At 68.6% G+C, this 17372-nt stretch carries 17 protein-coding genes, 1 tRNA gene and 1 pseudogene; 7 read left to right on the forward strand and 12 right to left on the reverse strand.

Annotation, left to right across the window (positions count from 1 at the left end; translation table 11 throughout):
- Window positions 1–920: pseudogene (locus tag BLO63_RS19760) on the reverse strand (hypothetical protein); the annotation flags it as partial.
- Between the two features lie 486 nt (window positions 921–1406).
- Window positions 1407–1772 (reverse strand): hypothetical protein, encoded by a 366-nt coding sequence (locus tag BLO63_RS19765; RefSeq protein WP_205409370.1) that lies wholly within the window; start codon window positions 1770–1772, stop codon window positions 1407–1409.
- Between the two features lie 711 nt (window positions 1773–2483).
- On the opposite strand from BLO63_RS19765, the gene BLO63_RS19770 reads away from it, so the two are divergent.
- On the forward strand, window positions 2484–4301 hold the full coding sequence (locus BLO63_RS19770; RefSeq protein ID WP_091444359.1) for an ABC transporter ATP-binding protein: 1818 nt from the start codon (window positions 2484–2486) through the stop codon (window positions 4299–4301).
- 328 nt (window positions 4302–4629) lie between these two features.
- On the opposite strand, the gene BLO63_RS19775 is transcribed toward BLO63_RS19770, so the two are convergent.
- Both BLO63_RS19775 and BLO63_RS19780 read right to left on the reverse strand, forming a co-directional pair.
- Window positions 4630–4721, reverse strand: a tRNA-Ser gene (locus BLO63_RS19775).
- A 138-nt stretch (window positions 4722–4859) separates the two neighbouring features.
- A complete protein-coding gene (locus BLO63_RS19780) occupies window positions 4860–5573 on the reverse strand; it encodes a glutathione S-transferase N-terminal domain-containing protein (protein ID WP_091444362.1) in 714 nt (237 codons plus the stop codon).
- Between the two features lie 204 nt (window positions 5574–5777).
- Here BLO63_RS19780 and BLO63_RS19785 point away from each other — a divergent pair, with 204 nt between their 5' ends.
- On the forward strand, window positions 5778–6464 hold the full coding sequence (locus tag BLO63_RS19785; protein ID WP_091444364.1) for a hypothetical protein: 687 nt from the start codon (window positions 5778–5780) through the stop codon (window positions 6462–6464).
- 15 nt (window positions 6465–6479) lie between these two features.
- Here the strand turns inward: BLO63_RS19785 and BLO63_RS19790 are convergent, their stop codons facing one another.
- Together BLO63_RS19790 and gatB are read right to left on the reverse strand one after the other, a co-directional pair.
- Complete coding sequence (locus tag BLO63_RS19790; RefSeq protein ID WP_091444366.1) at window positions 6480–6977, reverse strand: GNAT family N-acetyltransferase; 498 nt, start codon at window positions 6975–6977, stop codon at window positions 6480–6482.
- Entirely contained in the window at window positions 6974–8464 is a 1491-nt protein-coding gene (gene gatB, locus BLO63_RS19795) for an Asp-tRNA(Asn)/Glu-tRNA(Gln) amidotransferase subunit GatB (protein ID WP_091444369.1), read from the reverse strand. The genes BLO63_RS19790 and gatB overlap by 4 nt, the downstream gene beginning before the upstream one ends.
- Before the next feature lie 378 nt (window positions 8465–8842).
- On the opposite strand from gatB, the gene BLO63_RS19800 reads away from it, so the two are divergent.
- Together BLO63_RS19800 and BLO63_RS19805 are read left to right on the forward strand one after the other, a co-directional pair.
- Window positions 8843–10537, forward strand: coding sequence for an L-lactate permease (locus tag BLO63_RS19800; protein WP_091444370.1), 1695 nt, complete (start codon window positions 8843–8845; stop codon window positions 10535–10537).
- A 103-nt stretch (window positions 10538–10640) separates the two neighbouring features.
- The gene (locus BLO63_RS19805; protein WP_091444373.1) at window positions 10641–10934 is read left to right on the forward strand and encodes a DUF6455 family protein; all 294 of its coding nucleotides are present in this window, start codon (window positions 10641–10643) and stop codon (window positions 10932–10934) included.
- Window positions 10935–11030: 96 nt separating this feature from the next.
- Here the strand turns inward: BLO63_RS19805 and BLO63_RS19810 are convergent, their stop codons facing one another.
- The 5 genes from BLO63_RS19810 to BLO63_RS19830 form a co-directional block, all read right to left on the reverse strand.
- The gene (locus BLO63_RS19810; RefSeq protein ID WP_091444375.1) at window positions 11031–11324 is read right to left on the reverse strand and encodes a chorismate mutase; all 294 of its coding nucleotides are present in this window, start codon (window positions 11322–11324) and stop codon (window positions 11031–11033) included.
- A 4-nt stretch (window positions 11325–11328) separates the two neighbouring features.
- Window positions 11329–12822, reverse strand: coding sequence for an Asp-tRNA(Asn)/Glu-tRNA(Gln) amidotransferase subunit GatA (gatA, locus tag BLO63_RS19815; protein WP_091444378.1), 1494 nt, complete (start codon window positions 12820–12822; stop codon window positions 11329–11331).
- Between the two features lie 5 nt (window positions 12823–12827).
- Window positions 12828–13115, reverse strand: coding sequence for an Asp-tRNA(Asn)/Glu-tRNA(Gln) amidotransferase subunit GatC (gene gatC / locus BLO63_RS19820; RefSeq protein WP_091444381.1), 288 nt, complete (start codon window positions 13113–13115; stop codon window positions 12828–12830).
- Window positions 13116–13379: 264 nt separating this feature from the next.
- A complete protein-coding gene (locus tag BLO63_RS19825; RefSeq protein WP_091444382.1) occupies window positions 13380–13682 on the reverse strand; it encodes a hypothetical protein in 303 nt (100 codons plus the stop codon).
- 25 nt (window positions 13683–13707) lie between these two features.
- A complete protein-coding gene (locus tag BLO63_RS19830) occupies window positions 13708–14034 on the reverse strand; it encodes a hypothetical protein (RefSeq protein ID WP_091444383.1) in 327 nt (108 codons plus the stop codon).
- Between the two features lie 112 nt (window positions 14035–14146).
- Between BLO63_RS19830 and BLO63_RS19835 the strand changes: the two genes are divergently transcribed.
- The gene (locus tag BLO63_RS19835; RefSeq protein WP_244517990.1) at window positions 14147–15070 is read left to right on the forward strand and encodes a MarR family transcriptional regulator; all 924 of its coding nucleotides are present in this window, start codon (window positions 14147–14149) and stop codon (window positions 15068–15070) included.
- 25 nt (window positions 15071–15095) lie between these two features.
- Here the strand turns inward: BLO63_RS19835 and BLO63_RS19840 are convergent, their stop codons facing one another.
- Entirely contained in the window at window positions 15096–15800 is a 705-nt protein-coding gene (locus BLO63_RS19840; protein ID WP_091444388.1) for a metal-dependent hydrolase, read from the reverse strand.
- A gap of 125 nt (window positions 15801–15925) precedes the next feature.
- On the opposite strand from BLO63_RS19840, the gene ruvX reads away from it, so the two are divergent.
- Both ruvX and BLO63_RS19850 read left to right on the forward strand, forming a co-directional pair.
- On the forward strand, window positions 15926–16408 hold the full coding sequence (gene ruvX / locus BLO63_RS19845; RefSeq protein WP_091444515.1) for a Holliday junction resolvase RuvX: 483 nt from the start codon (window positions 15926–15928) through the stop codon (window positions 16406–16408).
- A 26-nt stretch (window positions 16409–16434) separates the two neighbouring features.
- Entirely contained in the window at window positions 16435–17367 is a 933-nt protein-coding gene (locus BLO63_RS19850) for an AEC family transporter (protein WP_091444389.1), read from the forward strand.
- Window positions 17368–17372 lie beyond the last annotated feature (5 nt).

A 17372-nucleotide genomic window follows, 5' to 3' on the forward strand; every position in this document is an offset into this window, starting at 1 on the left:
CGCGTCTGCCCCCGCCGCTCCGCACGCCCGACAGGGCAAATCCAACCGTCAGAACGAACTGAAAGCTGGATAGAAGTTGGGGGCAACGTCACCGCCAATGGCTGCTTGGTGATGCCGGCGAGAAGCTTCTTTGCTTCGTCATCCGTGAAGGGCCGCTTCACCCCCTGCCCGTCTTCGCCCTTAGGGCCACTCCCGACCTTGAGGAACTGGCGATGCCAAGGGTTCACGCCCTCCTCGATATGACCGCGCTTCCCGAGCCAATCCCAATAGGACGAAAGCCCGGAGATGGCCTTGTTAGCCGTCGCAGGATGAGCGCCGGCCGTCACGAAAGCGTCCGCGATAAAGCGCCCGGCAATCTTCCGGTTTACCGCCTCGATGGTAGCAGGCACCTTCTTCTCAGAGGACCATTCCTTGAACCGCTTAAGGGCGTGGCGGCGAGCGGCCTCAGTCCGGCCTTTGTACGCCTTCTCAGCTATCCAATCCTCGATGAGGCTTTCAAGCGGTGTCGCGGTGCCAAGTGCGATGCCGGCAAGAAGCTCAGCCTTTGCCTCCCCGTGCTGGTGGGCGATTGTGTCCACTCGGTCTTCGAGTGCCTGCCTCGCGGTGACATCCGAAGAGGCTGAAGGCTGATCTTCGGCAATCGCCTCCCTCCAGAGCATTCCTTCGGCCACGATAGGGTCCGCTTCAGTGCCGCTCACGACGCCATTCCGGGCATCGTCAATCCGCTTCTTCAGGCGGGCGATGACAGGCCACTTGAGCGTTTCGGCAGCGCGGGGACTATCGGTGGGGAGCCCCTCCTTGAGCCATGCGGGGAGCTTTGCGCTCTGCTGCACCAGCGGCGGCACACGCACCTTCACCCGAATTTTCTGGCCGTGCCATTCGAGATGCGAGCCGAGTTTCGGCCTGTTGGAGACGGACATGCAGGGGCACCGTGGTTCGACGCGTGGAGCCCGCTTGAACCCCAATTATGGACCCCACGTCAATTCCATTTTTCCTTGATTTCAAAGCAGGATAACCGCTCGTTTGGCGTGCCGCGAAGGGCTCCCCTAGGGCGCGCCAGGCTTCGTACAAAACCGCGAACATCCGGATGGGTGGCTTGGTCGGCGAGTACGGCTCTTTCCAGCAGCGATCGTGATCCATGGATACGCGCGACGTGTCCCGTTCAACCGCGCCGGGCAGCGCGCGGCGCTGGCCCTTGCGCCACGGCGCCTCGCCACGTTGGCACGCTTGACGTGCCGCCGATCCGTCTACGGCCGGCTTGCCGCCGCTCCTCAAGCATTTTCGAGCGACGTGGGGTTCGATTCGCGTGGCGTTAATGCGTAGAAGCAAAATCAGAGCACATCAGCTGAACCGGCGTTCTCCGGGCGTGCTCTAGGGACGGCACCCAAGCGCTCACAGCGCCTGCCTCACAGCGCCTTCACCTCACCCGAGGCGGAGGGCGGCTCGGCGGCGTTCGCGGCGGGCGCAGCGTGCGGCCATGACTTGCCATCGATCACGACGCGGCGTGTGCCGCCATTCTCGAATTCGCACACAGCGGACCGCAGTTCATCGCTGCGCATGAACGCGCCCTGCACCTTGCCATTATGCGCGTCGCCCGTGACCCCCATCGAGGCGACCTCGCCGGCACTGAGGTCATGGCCGGTCGCCGCCTCAAGGTGGATTTCGCACTTGAGCCGGGCGGTTCGGGCGGGGTCATCTTCGCGCAGGAGCAACCAGCCGCTGAGCCCTGCGCCGATGAGAGCCAGAGCCGTCAGGTTCCTGTTGAGCTTCATGATGCACCCCGCAATCATTTGTCCTGCGCCGGGCGTATCCCGGCGCGCGCCTTAGCCCCCTTGGCGGGAGCGGCACAGGATGTGATGGGGGAGCCTTGTCCGGGGCTTGCCGCCAGGGGCCATTGCTCGCAAGCGCGCGGCTCTCACGCAGGCGACCGACCCGCCTTGTCCTTTCAGGCGGCTGCACGCGGGACGGGTCGATCCGTGCAGATTGACGACGTCCACACGACGATTTTCGGCGGCTTCGGGATGGGAGCGGGTCTTGAGTCGGCTCTCTCCACCTGCAGGAAGCGGTGCGATGGTGCGGCCGCCTGCGGGCCATGATGGGTGCGCCGGAAGGGCGGGCCACACAACCACGGGCGTTCTGCCGATCCGGCCGGACGGTTCGCCGCCCTTCCCGCATTTGAGGACGTGAAGGTCTTCAGCGCGGCATGAGCCGATTGCCGCGCCCTCGCGCCGCTCGCCCATCTGCCGGCGCCCCCGGCGAGATTGTCCGCGCGAGCGGAGCGTGGTATCGAATGAGAATTGACGCTGCGAACCAGGGAGGGGCGCGAATGACTATTTTGTTTCGTCAGCCCACCCCGGCTGTGAAGCCGCACGGCTAGTTCGGCAGGCTGCGGAGCCGCGCTCCCCCGCCCTACCGTCACCTGTTCCCCGCTTTGAGCTGATGTCCTTCGCAGGAGAGGCGCGCCTTTCGCGCCTGCGTTTCCCATGTCATTCCCGTCCAAAAGCGGCAGCGACGCGCTGCGCAACGTTCTCGCTTTCACCTTCCGCCACTGGGCGCGCCGCTGGCCGATCGCGGCCGGCATCGGCACGGCCATCGTTCTGGCGACGCTGACCGAGGTCTTCGTGCCGCTCTATGCCGGCCGGCTGATCGACGCGCTGACCGCCGGCAAGAGCGAGGCGCCCGCCGCGCTGGAAGCCTTTGTCATGATGGCGGGCCTCGGCCTCGTCATGGTGCTGCTGCGCCACCTCGCCTGGTGGGGGGTGGTGCCGCTGACGCTGGGCATGATGTCGGATGTGGTGCGCGAGGCGTTCCACCGCGTGCAGCGCTTTTCCAGCGACTGGCACGCCAACAGCTTCGCCGGCTCCACCGTGCGCAAGATCACTCGCGGCATGTGGGCGCTCGACGTCATGAACGACGTGCTGCTGCTCTCGCTGCTGCCCTCGCTGGTGGTGCTGGGCGGCACCGTGCTGCTGTTGATGCTGCACTGGCCGGTGATGGGGCTGGTGATGGCGGTCGGCGCGCTTGCCTATGGCGCGCTCACCGTCACGCTCGCCACCCGCGTCGTCGCGCCGGCGGCCCGGCTCTCCAATGCGTGGGACACCCGCATCGGCGGCATCCTCTCCGACACGCTCGGCGCCAACCAGGTGGTGAAGGCCTTCGGCGCCGAGGCGCGGGAAGATGCCCGTCTCGAGGCGGTGGTGGTACGCTGGAGGCGGCGTGTCCAGCGGACCTGGATGCTTCACACCTGGAGCGCCAGTGGCGAGTTCGCCTTGCTCTGGGTGGTGCGCACCACCGTCACCGCCACCGCGCTGTGGCTGTGGTGGCAGGGCCGCGCCACGCCGGGCGACGTCACCTATGTGCTGACCACCTATTTCGTGCTGCACGGCTATCTGCGCGAGATCGGGCAGCATGTGCACAATCTCCAGCGCGCGGTGAACGACATGGAGGAGATGGTCGACCTGCACGGCCTCACCGCCGGGGTCGCCGACCGCGATTCGGCGCAGCCTCTGGCGGTGCGCGGTGGCGAGGTGCGCTTCGAGCACGTCACCTTCCATTACGGCCAGCACGCCGCGCCGCTGTTCGAGCGCCTCGACGTGCGGATCCCGGCCGGGCAGCGCGTCGGCCTTGTCGGGCCGTCCGGCTCGGGCAAGACCACTTTCGTCAAGCTGCTGCAACGGCTCTATGACGTCAGCGGCGGCCGGGTGCTGATCGACGGGCATGATGTGCGCGAGGTGGCCCAGGCCTCGCTGCGCCAGCAGATCGCCATCGTGCAGCAGGAGCCGATCCTGTTCCACCGCACCCTGGCGGAGAACATCGCCTATGCCCGGCCCGGCGCCAGCGCGGCCGAGATCGAGCGCGCGGCGCGGCTCGCCAATGCGCACGACTTCATCGAGCGGCTGCCGAAGGGCTACCGCACGCTGGTCGGCGAGCGGGGCGTGAAGCTCTCCGGCGGCGAGCGCCAGCGCGTGGCCATCGCCCGGGCCTTCCTCGCCGATGCGCCGATCCTCATTCTGGACGAGGCGACCTCCAGCCTCGATTCGGAATCGGAGGCCGCGATCCAGCAGGCGATGGAGCGGCTGATGCAGGGGCGCACGGCCATCGTCATCGCGCACCGGCTTTCCACGGTGCGGGCGATGGACCGCATCCTCGTCTTCGAGCATGGCCATATCCTTGAGGACGGCCGGCACGCAGAACTGCTGGCGCGTCCGGGCGGGCGTTACCGGCGGCTGTTCGAGCGCCAGTCGGACGGCATGGCGCAGATCACGCAAGCCGGCGTCGACGCGCGACAGCCGGCAGAATGAGGGTGTCCCCGGCGGCTCGTGCGGGTCCGAGCCGCCGGGGAAACGCTCTCGACAGCGCCCGGCGCGCACCGCAAGCGCGGCTCGATCCGGGACGGCGATCGGCCTGACGGGGCGGCCATGCGAGAGTTGGCGACGGAAGCACGCAGTCGGATGAGGCGTGGAACGGTGAGACTACCGGAGGAAACACGTCCGGGCCTTCACGCGGCGCATCGAGGCCGCGGACGAGGCGACCCGCATCATCGGATCGAGAAGCACCCTGCTCAGAACGCTGGCTGCGGTCTCACAAGGGATAGCGGCTACGCTTCACGTGGCCCGTTTGGGATTGGAATGGCGGAGACGGAGGGATTCGAACCCTCGAGGCCCTTTTGGGGGCCTGCTCATTTAGCAAACGAGTGCCTTCAGCCTCTCGGCCACGTCTCCAGCCGGCCTCGCGGGTCGCCTTGCGGCGGCGCGGTTCGAGCCGGCGACCTGTCTAGGTTTCCCCCGCCCCCCGGTCAAGGCCGAATACGCATCCGGTCCACTGCGATGACACGCGGCGAGGGCACGGCGCGATGCCGCTCAGCCCGCCGGGCGCTGGCCGAACAGCACGCTCTGCGCCTGCTTGTCGGTGGCGAAGTCGATCTTGGCGCGGTCAGCGGCGTTCACGGCGAGGCCGCGCTGCACCGCCGGCCGCGCCAGCATCCGCTCCAGCCAGGCGGCCAGATGCGGGAATTGCGTGATGTCCTGCCCCTGCCGCTCCCACAATTTGGCCCAGCCGATGCAGGCGATGTCGGCGATGGAATAGTCGCCGGCCAGGAAGGGCCGGTCGCTGAGGCGCGTGTTCATCACCCCATAGAGCCGGCGCACCTCGTTGGTGTAGCGCTCGATGGCGTAGGGGATCTTCTCCGGCGCATAGATGCGGAAATGATGCGTCTGGCCCGCCATCGGGCCGAGCCCGGCCATCTGCCAGAACAGCCACTGGTCAACCTCCACCCGTCCGCGCTCGTCGCCGGGGTAGAACAAGCCGGTCTTGCGGCCGAGATATTGCAGGATCGCCCCCGATTCGAACACCGAGAGCGGCGCCCCGTCCGGCCCCTCGGGGTCGAGAATCGCCGGCATCTTGTTGTTGGGCGAAAGGGCGAGAAACTCCGGCTTGAACTGGTCGCCGCGGCCGATATTGACCGGAATCACCTCATAGGGGAGCCCGCACTCCTCCAGCATGATCGAGATCTTCCAGCCATTCGGGGTCGGCCAGTAATAGAGCTGGATCGGGCGGGTCTGAAGCTGGGCCATGACGCGAGCGCTCCCCTTCGCCCTCCATGGGGCGGCTTGCATCAGAACTAGAGCCGCCCCGCAGGGCTGGCAAGCGGGGCAGGCAAGCGAGGCTGGCCCGCCAGCGGTCACGGCGCCGGGCGGCGCTCGCCTCATCCGCCGGATGCGGGTAGATTCCCGCGCCCGGCGCTCCCCCCCGCGCCTGCAACAAGCGAGACCGTGCGCGTGAAACCTGCCTCCCCTCTCTACCTGCTCGGCGCCCTCGCCCTTGCCGGCGCCCTCGCAGGCCCGGCGCACGCCCAGGCGCCCGCGGCCCCCTCCCCGGCGAAGATCTGCGCCGATCGCTGGAACGAGATGAAGGCGACCAACCAGACCGGCGAGCAGAGTTTTCGCGATTTTTCCGCGCAGTGCCTGAAGGAACCCGGGGCGGCACAGGAAAAGCCCGCCACGGCGGGCGAGGCCGCGCCCGCGCCGAAGCGCAACACCACACCGACCGGCGCCTCGGCAGCGGCCGCGCAGCCCTCGATCAAGCAGTGCGCCGATCTGTGGAACGAGATGAAGGCGAAGAACCAGACCGGCACCCGCACCTATCGCGACTTCGCCCAGGAATGCCTCGCCGGCACCGGCGTGCTGGACGACAAGCCGGCGCAGACGCCGGCGGAAACGCCAGCCGGGTCGAAGGACGCGGCCAATCCGTCCCAGGGCGCGCCGCCGAAGACCTCGGTGCCCTCCGTGCCCCGCCCGGCGGCGGCGCCCGCGCCCGATCCCGCCCCGTCGCTGTCGCGCCCGCCCGATGCCAGCGACCGCGAGGCGCTCAACCGCTGCAATGCCGAGTGGCAGGCCTACAAGGCCCGGCACAACCTCACCGGCGCCAAGGCCTGGCACGTCTTCATGGCGCGCTGCCTGCCGTGAGGCGGCCGGCCCGGCTTAATGGCCGGATAGGTCGATCTTGAAGCCGTCGAGCCGCTTCTGGAAGCCGGCGCGCTCATAGAAGCGGTGCGCGTCGGCCCGCGCCTTGTTGGAGGCGAGCTGCAGCGACCCCGCGCCCCGGCGCCGCGCCTCGGCGATCGCGAACTCCATCATCGCCCCGCCGACGCCCTTGCCGCGCACATCGGGGTCCACCTGCACCGCCTCGGCATGGGCGAGCAGCGTGCCGTGGCGCAGCAGCGCGCGGAAGAACACCAGCTGGAAGGTGCCGACCACCCTGCCCTCCAGCCGCGCGACATAGAGCGTCACGCGCGGATCGGCGGCGATGTCGTCGAAGGCGCGCTCATAGTCCGGCAGCGCGGCCGGGTCGGCACTGTCGCGCACGCCCAGCAGCGTCTCGCGGGCGAGGATGGCGACAATGGCCGGCAGGTCGGCGCGGGTGGCCGGCTCGATGACGACGGCGCCCGCCGTCGCGTCAGGCGCAGAGGCCTCGCTCATATGCCGAGCTTGGCCTTCAGCAGGTCGTTGACCACCTGCGGGGCCGCCTTGCCGCCGGTCTGCTTCATCACCTGGCCGACGAACCAGCCCAGCATGGTCGGCTTGGCCAGCACCTGCGCCACCTTGTCGGGGTTGGCGGCGATGATGGCGTCCACCGCCGCCTCGATGGCGCCGGTATCGGTCACCTGGCGCATGCCGCGCGCCTCGACGATGGCGCGGGGGTCGCCGTCCTTCTCCTCGGCGATGATGATCGCCAGCACGTCCTTGGCGATCTTGCCGGAGATGGTGCCGTCGGCGATCAGGTCGACCAGCCCGGCGATCTGCACCGGGGTGATGTGGGTCTCATAGACCGACAGGCCGGAGGCATTGGCGAAGGCGGAAACGTCGCCCATGATCCAGTTCGCCACCGCCTTGGCGTCGCGTCCGCCGCCATGGGCGACCGCCGCCTCGTAATAGGCCGCCGTCTCCTTCTCCGCCACCAGCACGTCGGCGTCATAGGCGGAGAGGCCATAGGCGGCGACGAAGCGCGCCTTCTTCTCGTCCGGCAGTTCCGGCAGGTGCGCCTTCAGCTCGGCGACGAAGGCGTCGTCGAATTCCAGCGGCAGCAGGTCCGGGTCGGGGAAATAGCGGTAGTCATGCGCTTCTTCCTTCGAGCGCATGGAGCGCGTCTCGCCCTTGCCGGGGTCGAACAGGCGGGTTTCCTGGTCGATCGTGCCGCCATCCTCGATGATACCGATCTGCCGGCGGGCCTCGGTCTCGATCGCCTGGCCGATGAAGCGGATCGAGTTGACGTTCTTGATCTCGCAGCGCGTGCCGAAATCATCGCCCGGCTTGCGCACGGAGACGTTGACGTCGGCGCGCAGCGAGCCCTTCTCCATGTCGCCGTCGCAGGTGCCGAGATAGCGCAGGATGGTGCGCAGCTTGGTCACATAGGCCTTGGCCTCTTCCGAGGAGCGCAGGTCCGGCTTGGAGACGATCTCCATCAAAGCGACGCCGGAACGGTTGAGGTCGACCAGCGAGAGCGTGGGGTGCTGGTCGTGGATCGACTTGCCCGCGTCCTGCTCCAGATGCAGCCGCTCGATCCCGACCTCGATCGGCCCGTCGGCGGTGTCGACCAGCACCACCCCCTCGCCGACGATCGGGCTCTTGTACTGGCTGATCTGGTAGCCCTGCGGCAGGTCCGGGTAGAAATAGTTCTTGCGGTCGAACACCGAGCGCTTGTTGATCTGCGCCTTCAGCCCCAGCCCGGTGCGCACCGCCTGCTTCACGCATTCGGCGTTGATCACAGGCAGCATGCCCGGCATCGCCGCATCGACCAGCGAGACATGGGCGTTCGGCTCGGCGCCGAATTCGGTCGAGGCGCCGGAGAACAGCTTGGAATTGGAGGTGACCTGCGCATGGATTTCCATGCCGATCACGATTTCCCAGTCGCCGGTGGCCCCCTTGATCAGCTTCTTCGGGTCGGCGGGGCGGGAATGCATGTTCATCGGACGAACCTGTTCTGGCGTGCGCGGGCACGAAAGCGCGGGAGTGGCAGTTCCCTACCCTGCCCCCGCCGGTCCTGACAACCATTTCGCGCGGCGCTGGCGCGACCTTGGCACGCCCCTGGCCCGCCCGGCCGCCACGGCTGGCGGCCGAGATGGCGGCCAAGGCGGCGGCGACACCCGCAAAAAGGCGGGCTTCCTAGACCATTGGACAGGGGGACACGCCATTTTGTCTCGCGTATTCATGGCCTCAATGCGAAGCTGGTCAGAATATATTACCAGAACGCAGGCTCTCGGGAGGAGCGTCCACACCAATCAACGTTGCCGCTCCGTCCGGGCTCCTGGCGGAACAATGGCGGCGACACAGGAGGAAACATCGGGATGTCGACAGGTCTGCTCGCCTTCCTTGCCTTTTTGCCGATCATTTCGGCAGGCGTCTTGCTCATCGGTTTTCGCATCGCCGCCCGCATCGTCATGCCCATCACCTATGTGATGGCGGTGGTCATCGCCCTGTTGTTCTGGGGCGTAAGCGCCAACCGGATCGCCGCCTCGACCCTGCAGGGATTGCTGCAGACCGCCGGCCTTCTATGGATCATCTTCGGCGCCATCCTTTTGCTGAACACGCTGAAGCACTCGGGCGCCATCTCCACCATCCGCGCCGGCTTCACCTCGATCAGCCCGGACCGGCGCGTGCAGGTCATCCTCATCGCCTGGCTGTTCGGCTCCTTCATCGAGGGCGCCTCGGGCTTTGGCACCCCGGCCGCCGTCGCCGCCCCGCTGATGGTGGCGGTCGGCTTCCCGGCCATGGCTGCCGTCGTGTTCGGCATGATGATCCAGTCGACGCCGGTCTCCTTCGGCGCCGTCGGCACCCCGCTGATCGTCGGCGTGCAGACCGGGCTCGACCAGACCGCGATAACGGCGCAGCTCACCGAGGCCGGCTCCAGCTGGGCGACCTTCTTCCACCTCATCACCACGGAAGTGGCGGTCATCCACGCCATCTGCGGCACGCTGATGCCGCTGTTCCTCATCATGGTGATGACGCGCTTCTTCGGCCGCAACAAATCCTGGACCGAGGGCCTCTCCGCCGCGCCCTTCGCCATCCTCGGCGCCTTCGCCATGACGGTGCCCTATGTGCTGGCAGCGACCTTCCTCGGCGCGGAATTCCCCTCGCTGCTCGGCGGTCTCATCGGCCTCGCCATCATGACGCTGGCCGCGCGCGCCGGCTTCCTGGTGCCGAAGACCAGCTGGGACTTCGCCCCGCCCTCCGAATGGCCGAAGGAGTGGTTCGGCCAGCTCGACATCACTCTCGACAGCCTCGCCAAGCGCACCATCCCGCTGGCGCTGGCCTGGGCGCCCTATGTGCTGCTGGCGGTCTTCCTGGTGGTCAGCCGCATGGTGCCCGGCGTCGGCGGCGCGCTGAAGTCGGCGACGCTGGCCTTCTCCGGCATTCTCGGCGAACAGGGGATCAATGGCGATTTCCCGCTGCTGTTCTCCCCCGGAGGTCTGCTCGTCATCATCTGCATGATCACCGTGCTGCTGCACCGCATGCCGCTGTCCGGCTTCGCGGCCGCCGTGCGTGAGAGCAGCGGCACGCTGATCGGCGCCGGCTTCGTGCTGATCTTCACCGTGCCGATGGTGCGGGTGATGATCAATTCCGGCGTCAACGCCAACGGGCTGGACAGCATGCCGGTGCTGGTCGCCGAATGGGTGTCGGAACAGGTCGGCGCGGTCTACCCGGTCTTCGCCCCGACCATCGGCGCGCTGGGCGCCTTCCTCGCCGGCTCGAACACGGTCAGCAACCTGATGCTGAGCCAGTTCCAGTTCTCGGTGGCGCAGGGGCTGGGCATCTCCTCGGTGCTGATGGTGGCGGGTCAGTCGGTCGGCGCCGCCGCCGGCAACATGATCGCCATCCACAATGTGGTCGCCGCTTCCGCCACCGTCGGCCTGCTCGGGCGCGAGGGCGCGACGCTGCGCATCACCATCCTGCCGACGATCTATTATCTGATCGTCGCCGGCACGCTGCTGCTGCTCGGCTTCTATGTCGTCGGCCTCACCGACCCGTTGATGGGCCGGTAAGACGAAGGGCCGGGACCGCCTGCGCGGTTCCGGCAACCTTGCGCCAGATCAAGGCCGGCGCCCGCGCGCGCCGGCACTCTCCCCGCAAACGGGGAGAACAGCCATGAATGTCGACACGATTGACGAGCGCCTCGCGCTCTTCCGCGCCATGGCCGCCCATGCCGGCGTGGATCTCCCGGCACGGACCGCCGAGGCACCGCAGGAGGTGCTGACCGCCGCGCAGCGCTGCCTGGGCTGTCGCGACGCCCCCGATTGCCACCGCTGGTTCGACACGCAGGCGCAAAGCGCCGCCGCCGCCGGTGACGCGCCCGTTCCCGGCTTTTGCCGCAACGTCGTTCAGTTCGATCTGTGGAAAGAGGACGAGGCGGCGCCGGCCCCCGAGCAGCGCACGGCCTAGAGCGTTTTCGAGCGAAGCGGCTACAGGGTCGCGTGAAGAAAACGCGCCAAAACAAAGAATCAGGCGCGCGGGCGCGACCCGCGGCGCGGTGAGACCCTAGCCCAGACGCTCATTCTCATAGGCGATCACCCAGTCGATCAGCTGCCGCCAGAGCATTTCCACCAGCTCGGGCGGCACGCCATGCGTCTCGGCATGGGCGCTGACCTTGTCGATCACGTCTTCCACCCGCTCGGGCAGGAAGGCGGCGAGGCCCTCCACCTTCTTCACCGCGACGACGTGCTTGACCACCTCGATGCGCCGGGCCAGCAGCTCGACGATCTGGGCGTCGATGGCGTCGATCTCCGCCCGGAAGGGGGCGAGGGAACGCTCATTGGCGGGCAGGCGCGGCATGGCCTCACTCCCACCAGCGGTCAGTGACCTCGAAGCGGCCGGCGGCCTCCTCGATCACCTGACCGAGCGAGAACAGCCCCTCTTCGCCGAACGGCCGACCGATGAGCTGCAGGCCGAGCGGCAGCCCCTCGGAGGACAGGCCGGCCGGCACCGCGATGCCCGGCAGGCCGGCCATGTTCAGCGTCACGGTGAACACGTCCTGCAGATACATCTCCACCGGATCGGCGCCCGACTTCTCGCCGATGCCGAAGGCGGGCGACGGCGTGGCCGGCGCCAGCACGGCGTCGACGCCCTGCGCGAACACAGTCTCGAAGTCGCGCTTGATCAGGGTGCGGACCTTCTGCGCCTTGAGGTAATAGGCATCGTAATAGCCGGCCGAGAGCACATAGGTGCCAACCATGATGCGTCGGCGCACCTCGCTGCCGAAGCCGCTGGCGCGGGTCTTCTCATACATCTCGACAATGTCGCGGCCCGCGACCCGCTCGCCATAGCGCACGCCGTCATAGCGCGCGAGGTTGGAGGAGGCCTCGGCCAGCGCGACGATGTAATAGGCCGGCAGCGCGTATTTGGTGTGCGGCAGGCTGATGTCGACGATCTCGGCGCCGGCGGCGCGCAGCATGTCGGCGCCCTTGTCCCACAGCGCGACGATCTCCGGCGACATGCCGTCGACGCGGTACTCGCGGGGGATGCCGATGCGCTTGCCCTTCACCGAGGCGCCCACCGCCGCCTCATAGTCCGGCACGGGCATGTCGACGCTGGTGGAATCCTTCGGGTCGTGGCCGGCCATCGAGCGCAGCAGCAGCGCGGCATCGTTGACCGAGCGGGCGATCGGCCCGGCCTGGTCGAGCGAGGAGGCATAGGCGACGACGCCCCAGCGCGAGCAGCGGCCATAGGTCGGCTTGATGCCCACCGTGCCGGTGAAGGCCGCCGGCTGGCGGATCGAGCCGCCGGTGTCGGTGCCGGCCGCCCCGGCGCAGATCTGCGCCGCCACCGCCGCCGCCGAGCCGCCGGACGAGCCGCCCGGCACGAGGGGCTGCGACGAGCCGCTGCGCCGCCAGGGGTTCACAGCGGCGCCGAAGGCGCTCGATTCGGTGGAGGAGCCCATGGCGAACTCATCCTGGTTCAGCTTGCCCAGCAGCACCGCGCCATCCTTCCACAGCCGGGAAGTGACGGTGGATTCATAGGGCGGCACGAAATTCTTGAGGATGTTCGAGCAGGCCGTGGTGCGCACACCCTCGGTCGCGAACATGTCCTTGATGCCGAGCGGGATGCCTTCCAGCGGCCCGGCCGTGCCGGCGGCGTAGCGGGCATCGCTGGCCTTGGCCATTTCAAGCGCCTTCTCAGGCGTGGCCAGCACATAGGCGTTGAGATCGCCCGCCGCCTCGATGGCGCCGAGATAGGCCTGCGTCAGCTCGGTGGCGGTGAAATGCCCCTCGCTCAGCCCCTCATGGGCGGCGGTCAGCGTGAGGCGGGTGAGTTCGTGGCGGGCGTGGCTCATCGGGCTCACTCCACCACTTTCGGGACGGCGAAGAAGCCGTCTTCGGAGGCCGGGGCGTTGGCGAGCACGCGCTCGGCGTAATCGCCGTCGCTCACCACATCCGCGCGCAGCGGCAGGGTCATCGGGATAACGCTGGTCATCGGCTCGACGCCGTCGGTGTCGACTTCGCCGAGCTGCTCCACGAAGGCCAGGATGGCGTTGAGCTCGCCCTGCAGGTGGGCCACCTCGTCCTCTGTCACGGCGATGCGCGCCAGATGCGCCACCCGCCGGACCGTCGCCTGATCGACCGACATCCGAAATCCCAATCCACTGAAACCGATGCGCGCCCTATAGCAGGCACGCACCGCGCCCCGCAACGCGCGGCGCTACGCTCGCCACATCAATGGCAGGGATTTTCGGATGCCGCTCGGCGCGCCGGAGCGCGCCGAATCCCGACGTAAAGCGGCCGCCAAGGCGGCCGGCCCGACGCCGGTCTCAGGCCACGACTGGCCGCCAAGGCGGCCGTTCCGCGCGCCAAACTCAGGCCACAGCCGGCCGCCTTACGGCCGGCTACTGCGTCAGGAGCGCGCCTGCTCCAGGCACTGGGCGGCCGCCTGGGCGTTGGCGCGGGCATTGCCGCGGTCGATCTGGCCGGACATGGCCAGCGACTTGGTGGTGTCGGTGACGATGGTGCGCAGGTCGCCGCTGTCGCCGGCCGCCATGACAGCCGAGTAGATCGCCTTGCCGTCGGCGTTGAGCGAGGCGGCGCAGGCATTGCCCGCCGCCTGGTCGGCGCGGGCCGCGCCGCTGGCCAGCAGGACAAGCGCGGCGCAGGCAGCCGTGGACAGCCCGCCGACGCGAGCAAAGGAACGAAGCATCATGATAGACTCCATGGTATAATAGGGTTCAGCGCACGCCCGCGCGATTCACGCCGCCGTTCACATTGACCCCCGGACCGGGCCGGGCAACGGCGCGTGCATTGGCATTGGCACCCGCGGTGCAACCGGCGGGAAAGCCGGGGCGTGTGCAATAGACGGTCGCCCGTGCGGCCGGCGCGACATAGGGAGTGGGACGAACCACGCACCCGACCGGAATGCCCGGTCCAGTGCAATAGACGACGGCTGCATCTGCGGGGGCGGCGCTGCCCACGGCGAGAGCGACCAGCAACCCGCCGCAGGAGGCGGCCGGCACGAGGCGGCGCGCAAGCGGGAAGAAGCGAGAATGGAAGCTCATTTGATCATGTCCTGTTCTGGATCCCGCTAGGAGACCCGAACCGTACAATGGGCGGTTTGTGGCGCCCGGCAATGTCGATTATTGATCGCAACGAGAGGCCACGAGGAGAAGAATGGTTGGACGTAATGCAGCTAAGGTCCGGACCGACGATTCCAACCCCCGTCGGTTCGACGCGCTGATGCCGGGCGAAGCGCAGGAACGGGCCCGGCTTCGCACCCGGCCGGATTTCCCCTGGATCGCGCGGCAAGCGGCGATCAATCTCAGCGACGCCTATCGCGGCAATCTGCTGCTGACGCGGCTGCTGAACGATCGCGGCCGCTTCGTTCTCTCCCTGCTGATTCTCGACATGCATTTCGACCGGCCCGACGCCCCGGGCCTCACCACCGGCCGGCTGAAGGCCGAGGCGGTGGCCCTCGATGTGTGCAGCCCGGGGCGGGTCGGCGCCATCCTCGCCGCGTTCCGCGTCTTCGGCATGATCGCGCCGGCACCGGACGCCGACGGGCGCCGGCGGCGCCTCGTCGTCACCGAGAAACTGATGTCGATCCACCGCGAGCGCTGGCGGACCATGCTGAACACGCTCGCCCTGGTCATGCCCGAGGAAGGCGAGCGGGGCCTGCGCCATCTCGACGATCCGGTCTTCCTCGCCGCCTTCGTCCGCGCGCTGCTGGAACCGCTGCGCGCCGGCTGGCGCCCGGCCTTCGACATTCCCGCCATCGCCCAGTTCGCCGAGCGCGACGGCGGCCTGCTGATCGCCCTTGCCCTGTTCGGCATCGGGCTGACCGGCCAGCCGCTGTCGATCTCGCAGCTGGCGCGCTCCTTCCGCATCTCCCGCTCGCATGTGGTCGGCATCGTTCAGGATGCGGCCGCGGCGGGGCTGCTGCGGCGGGTGGAGGAACAGGGCGGGCGCGGGCCGGGCGTGCTGCCGCAGCCGGCCCTGATCGAGGCGATGGAGCACTTCGTCGCCCTGGCGCTGGTGCGGCAGATGGTGGCGGTGCGCGCCGGCCTCGCCGCGCTCGACCAGCGCAACGCCGCCTGAGCCGGGCCGGCCGCTTCCCGCCGGCTCAGCTGCGCGAGAACGCCACCGGCACGCCCTTTTCAGGCACCACCACCGTGGCTTCCTCGCCGACCAGCGAGACGAATCGCTCGGCGCCGGGCTCCAGCAGCCCGAACGAGGCATAGTGCGCCGGGATGATGGTGAGGCCGCCGAGATAGCGCGCCACCGCCACCGACGCCAGTTCCGGCCCCATGGTGAAGCGGTCGCCGATCGGCACGATCACCACATCAGGCTTGTGCAGTTCGGCGATGAGACCCATGTCGGAGAAAATGTCGGTGTCGCCCATGTGCCAGACCGTCGGCTCGCCCGGCGCCTTGACGATGATGCCGTTGGCATTGCCGAGATAGACGGTCCGGCCGTCCTCCATCATCCCGGAGGAATGGTCCGCCCGCACCATGGTGACGGTGAAGCCGTCGAAATGCACTGTGCCGCCGGTGTTCATCGGCTCCAGCCGGGCGACGCCCTGCTGGCCGAGCCAGCCGGCGAGGTCGGCGTTGGCCACGACCGTCGCCTCATTGGTCCGCGCGATCGCCACGCTGTCGCCGACGTGGTCGCCATGGCCATGGGTCAGCAGCACATGCGAGACGCCGGCCGTCGCCGCACCGAAATCGCCTGAAAAGGCCGGGTTGCCGGTCAGGAAGGGGTCGATCAGCACCGCGGTATCCGCGAAATCGAGCCGAAACGCCGCGTGGCCGAACCAGGTGATCTTCATCGCCGAGCCTCATTCATTGCAGGGGAGCGCCGGGGAACATAGGGCACCCTCGCCGCCGCACAAGCGCCCCGCCCCGCCAGTGCGGCGATGGCGCCGCGCCCGTGGCCATGCTAGGCGAGGCCATCATGGTCGCCCCCATCCTCACCGTTACCGACGCCGCCCCGCTCCTGCCGCCCCGCGGCGGGCTCCTTGGCCTCGATCTCGGCACCAAGACCATCGGCGTCGCCTCTTCCGATCCCGACCGGCGGCTCGCCGCCCCGGTGGAGACCATCGCCCGCAAGCAATTCACCCCCGATGCCGCCCGCATCCTGGCGCTGGGCACGGCGCGCGGCGCGGTGGGAATCGTTCTCGGCCTGCCGGTCAACATGGATGGCAGCGAAGGGCCGCGCGCGCAGTCCTCCCGCGCCTTCGCCCGCAACCTCGCCCGGCTGACCGATCTGCCGATCATCCTGTGGGACGAGCGCCTGTCCACCGCCGCCGTGGAGCGCGACATGATCGCCATGGACATGAGCCGCGCCCGCCGCGCCGAGGTGGTGGACCAGCAGGCCGCCGCCTTCATCCTGCAGGGCGCGCTGGACCGGCTGCGCTTCATCGCCGGCAAAGGCTGATCCTCATCTGATGGAGCCGGGCTGACATGTCCGCTGTGCTCGGCGCGCTGGTGCCGGTCTTTCTCATCATCGCGCTGGGCGCGGTGCTCAAGCGCGGGCTTCTGCCCGAAGCCTCGCACTGGATCGCGCTGGAGCGGCTGACCTACTTCATCCTGTTTCCCGCTTTGCTGGTGGTGAGCATCGCCCGGGCGGATCTGGGCGAGGTGGCGGTCATGGAGGTGTCGACGGCCCTCCTTGGCGCCATTGCGCTCACGGGCGCTCTTCTCACCCTCGCGCGGGCCCCGATCTGCCGGGCCTTCAGCCTTGCCGGCCCGAGCTACACCTCGGTGTTCCAGGGCGCGCTGCGCTGGAACACCTATATCGCCCTCGCCGTCTCCGGCTCGCTCGCCGGCCCGCGCGGCCTGGCGGTGGCCGCCGTCGGGCTGGCGGTGATGATTCCGGTGCTCAACACGCTCAGCGTCATCGTTCTGGCCCGCCATGGCGAGAATGGCTCGACCAGCAACCGCCTGCTGCTGCTGCAGATCCTGCGCAATCCCTTCATCTGGTCCTGCGCCGCCGGGGCGCTGATCAACGCACTGCATGTGCCGATACCGCCGGTGCTGATGACCTTCGCCGACATTCTCGGCCGCTCCTCGCTGGCGCTGGGGCTGCTGGTGGTCGGCGCCGGGCTGCGGCTGGAGGATCTGCGCCGCCCGCGCGCGGCGACTTGGTTCACCTGCCTGATCAAGCTCGCCATCCTGCCCGCCCTCGCGGTGACGATCGGGCTCCTTCTGGGCCTGCGCGAGGTCGATCTGCTGATCGTCGCCGTCGGCGCCGCCGTCCCTTCCGCCCCGAACGGTTATGTGCTCGCCCGGCAGATGGGCGGCGACGCGCCGCTGCTGGCGGAAATCCTGACCCTGCAAACCCTTCTGGCCGCCGTCACCATGCCGCTGGTCATCGCCGCCGTGGCGCTGCTGTGAGGGAA

Source organism: Ancylobacter rudongensis, assembly GCF_900100155.1.
Taxonomy (GTDB): Bacteria; Pseudomonadota; Alphaproteobacteria; order Rhizobiales; family Xanthobacteraceae; genus Ancylobacter; species Ancylobacter rudongensis.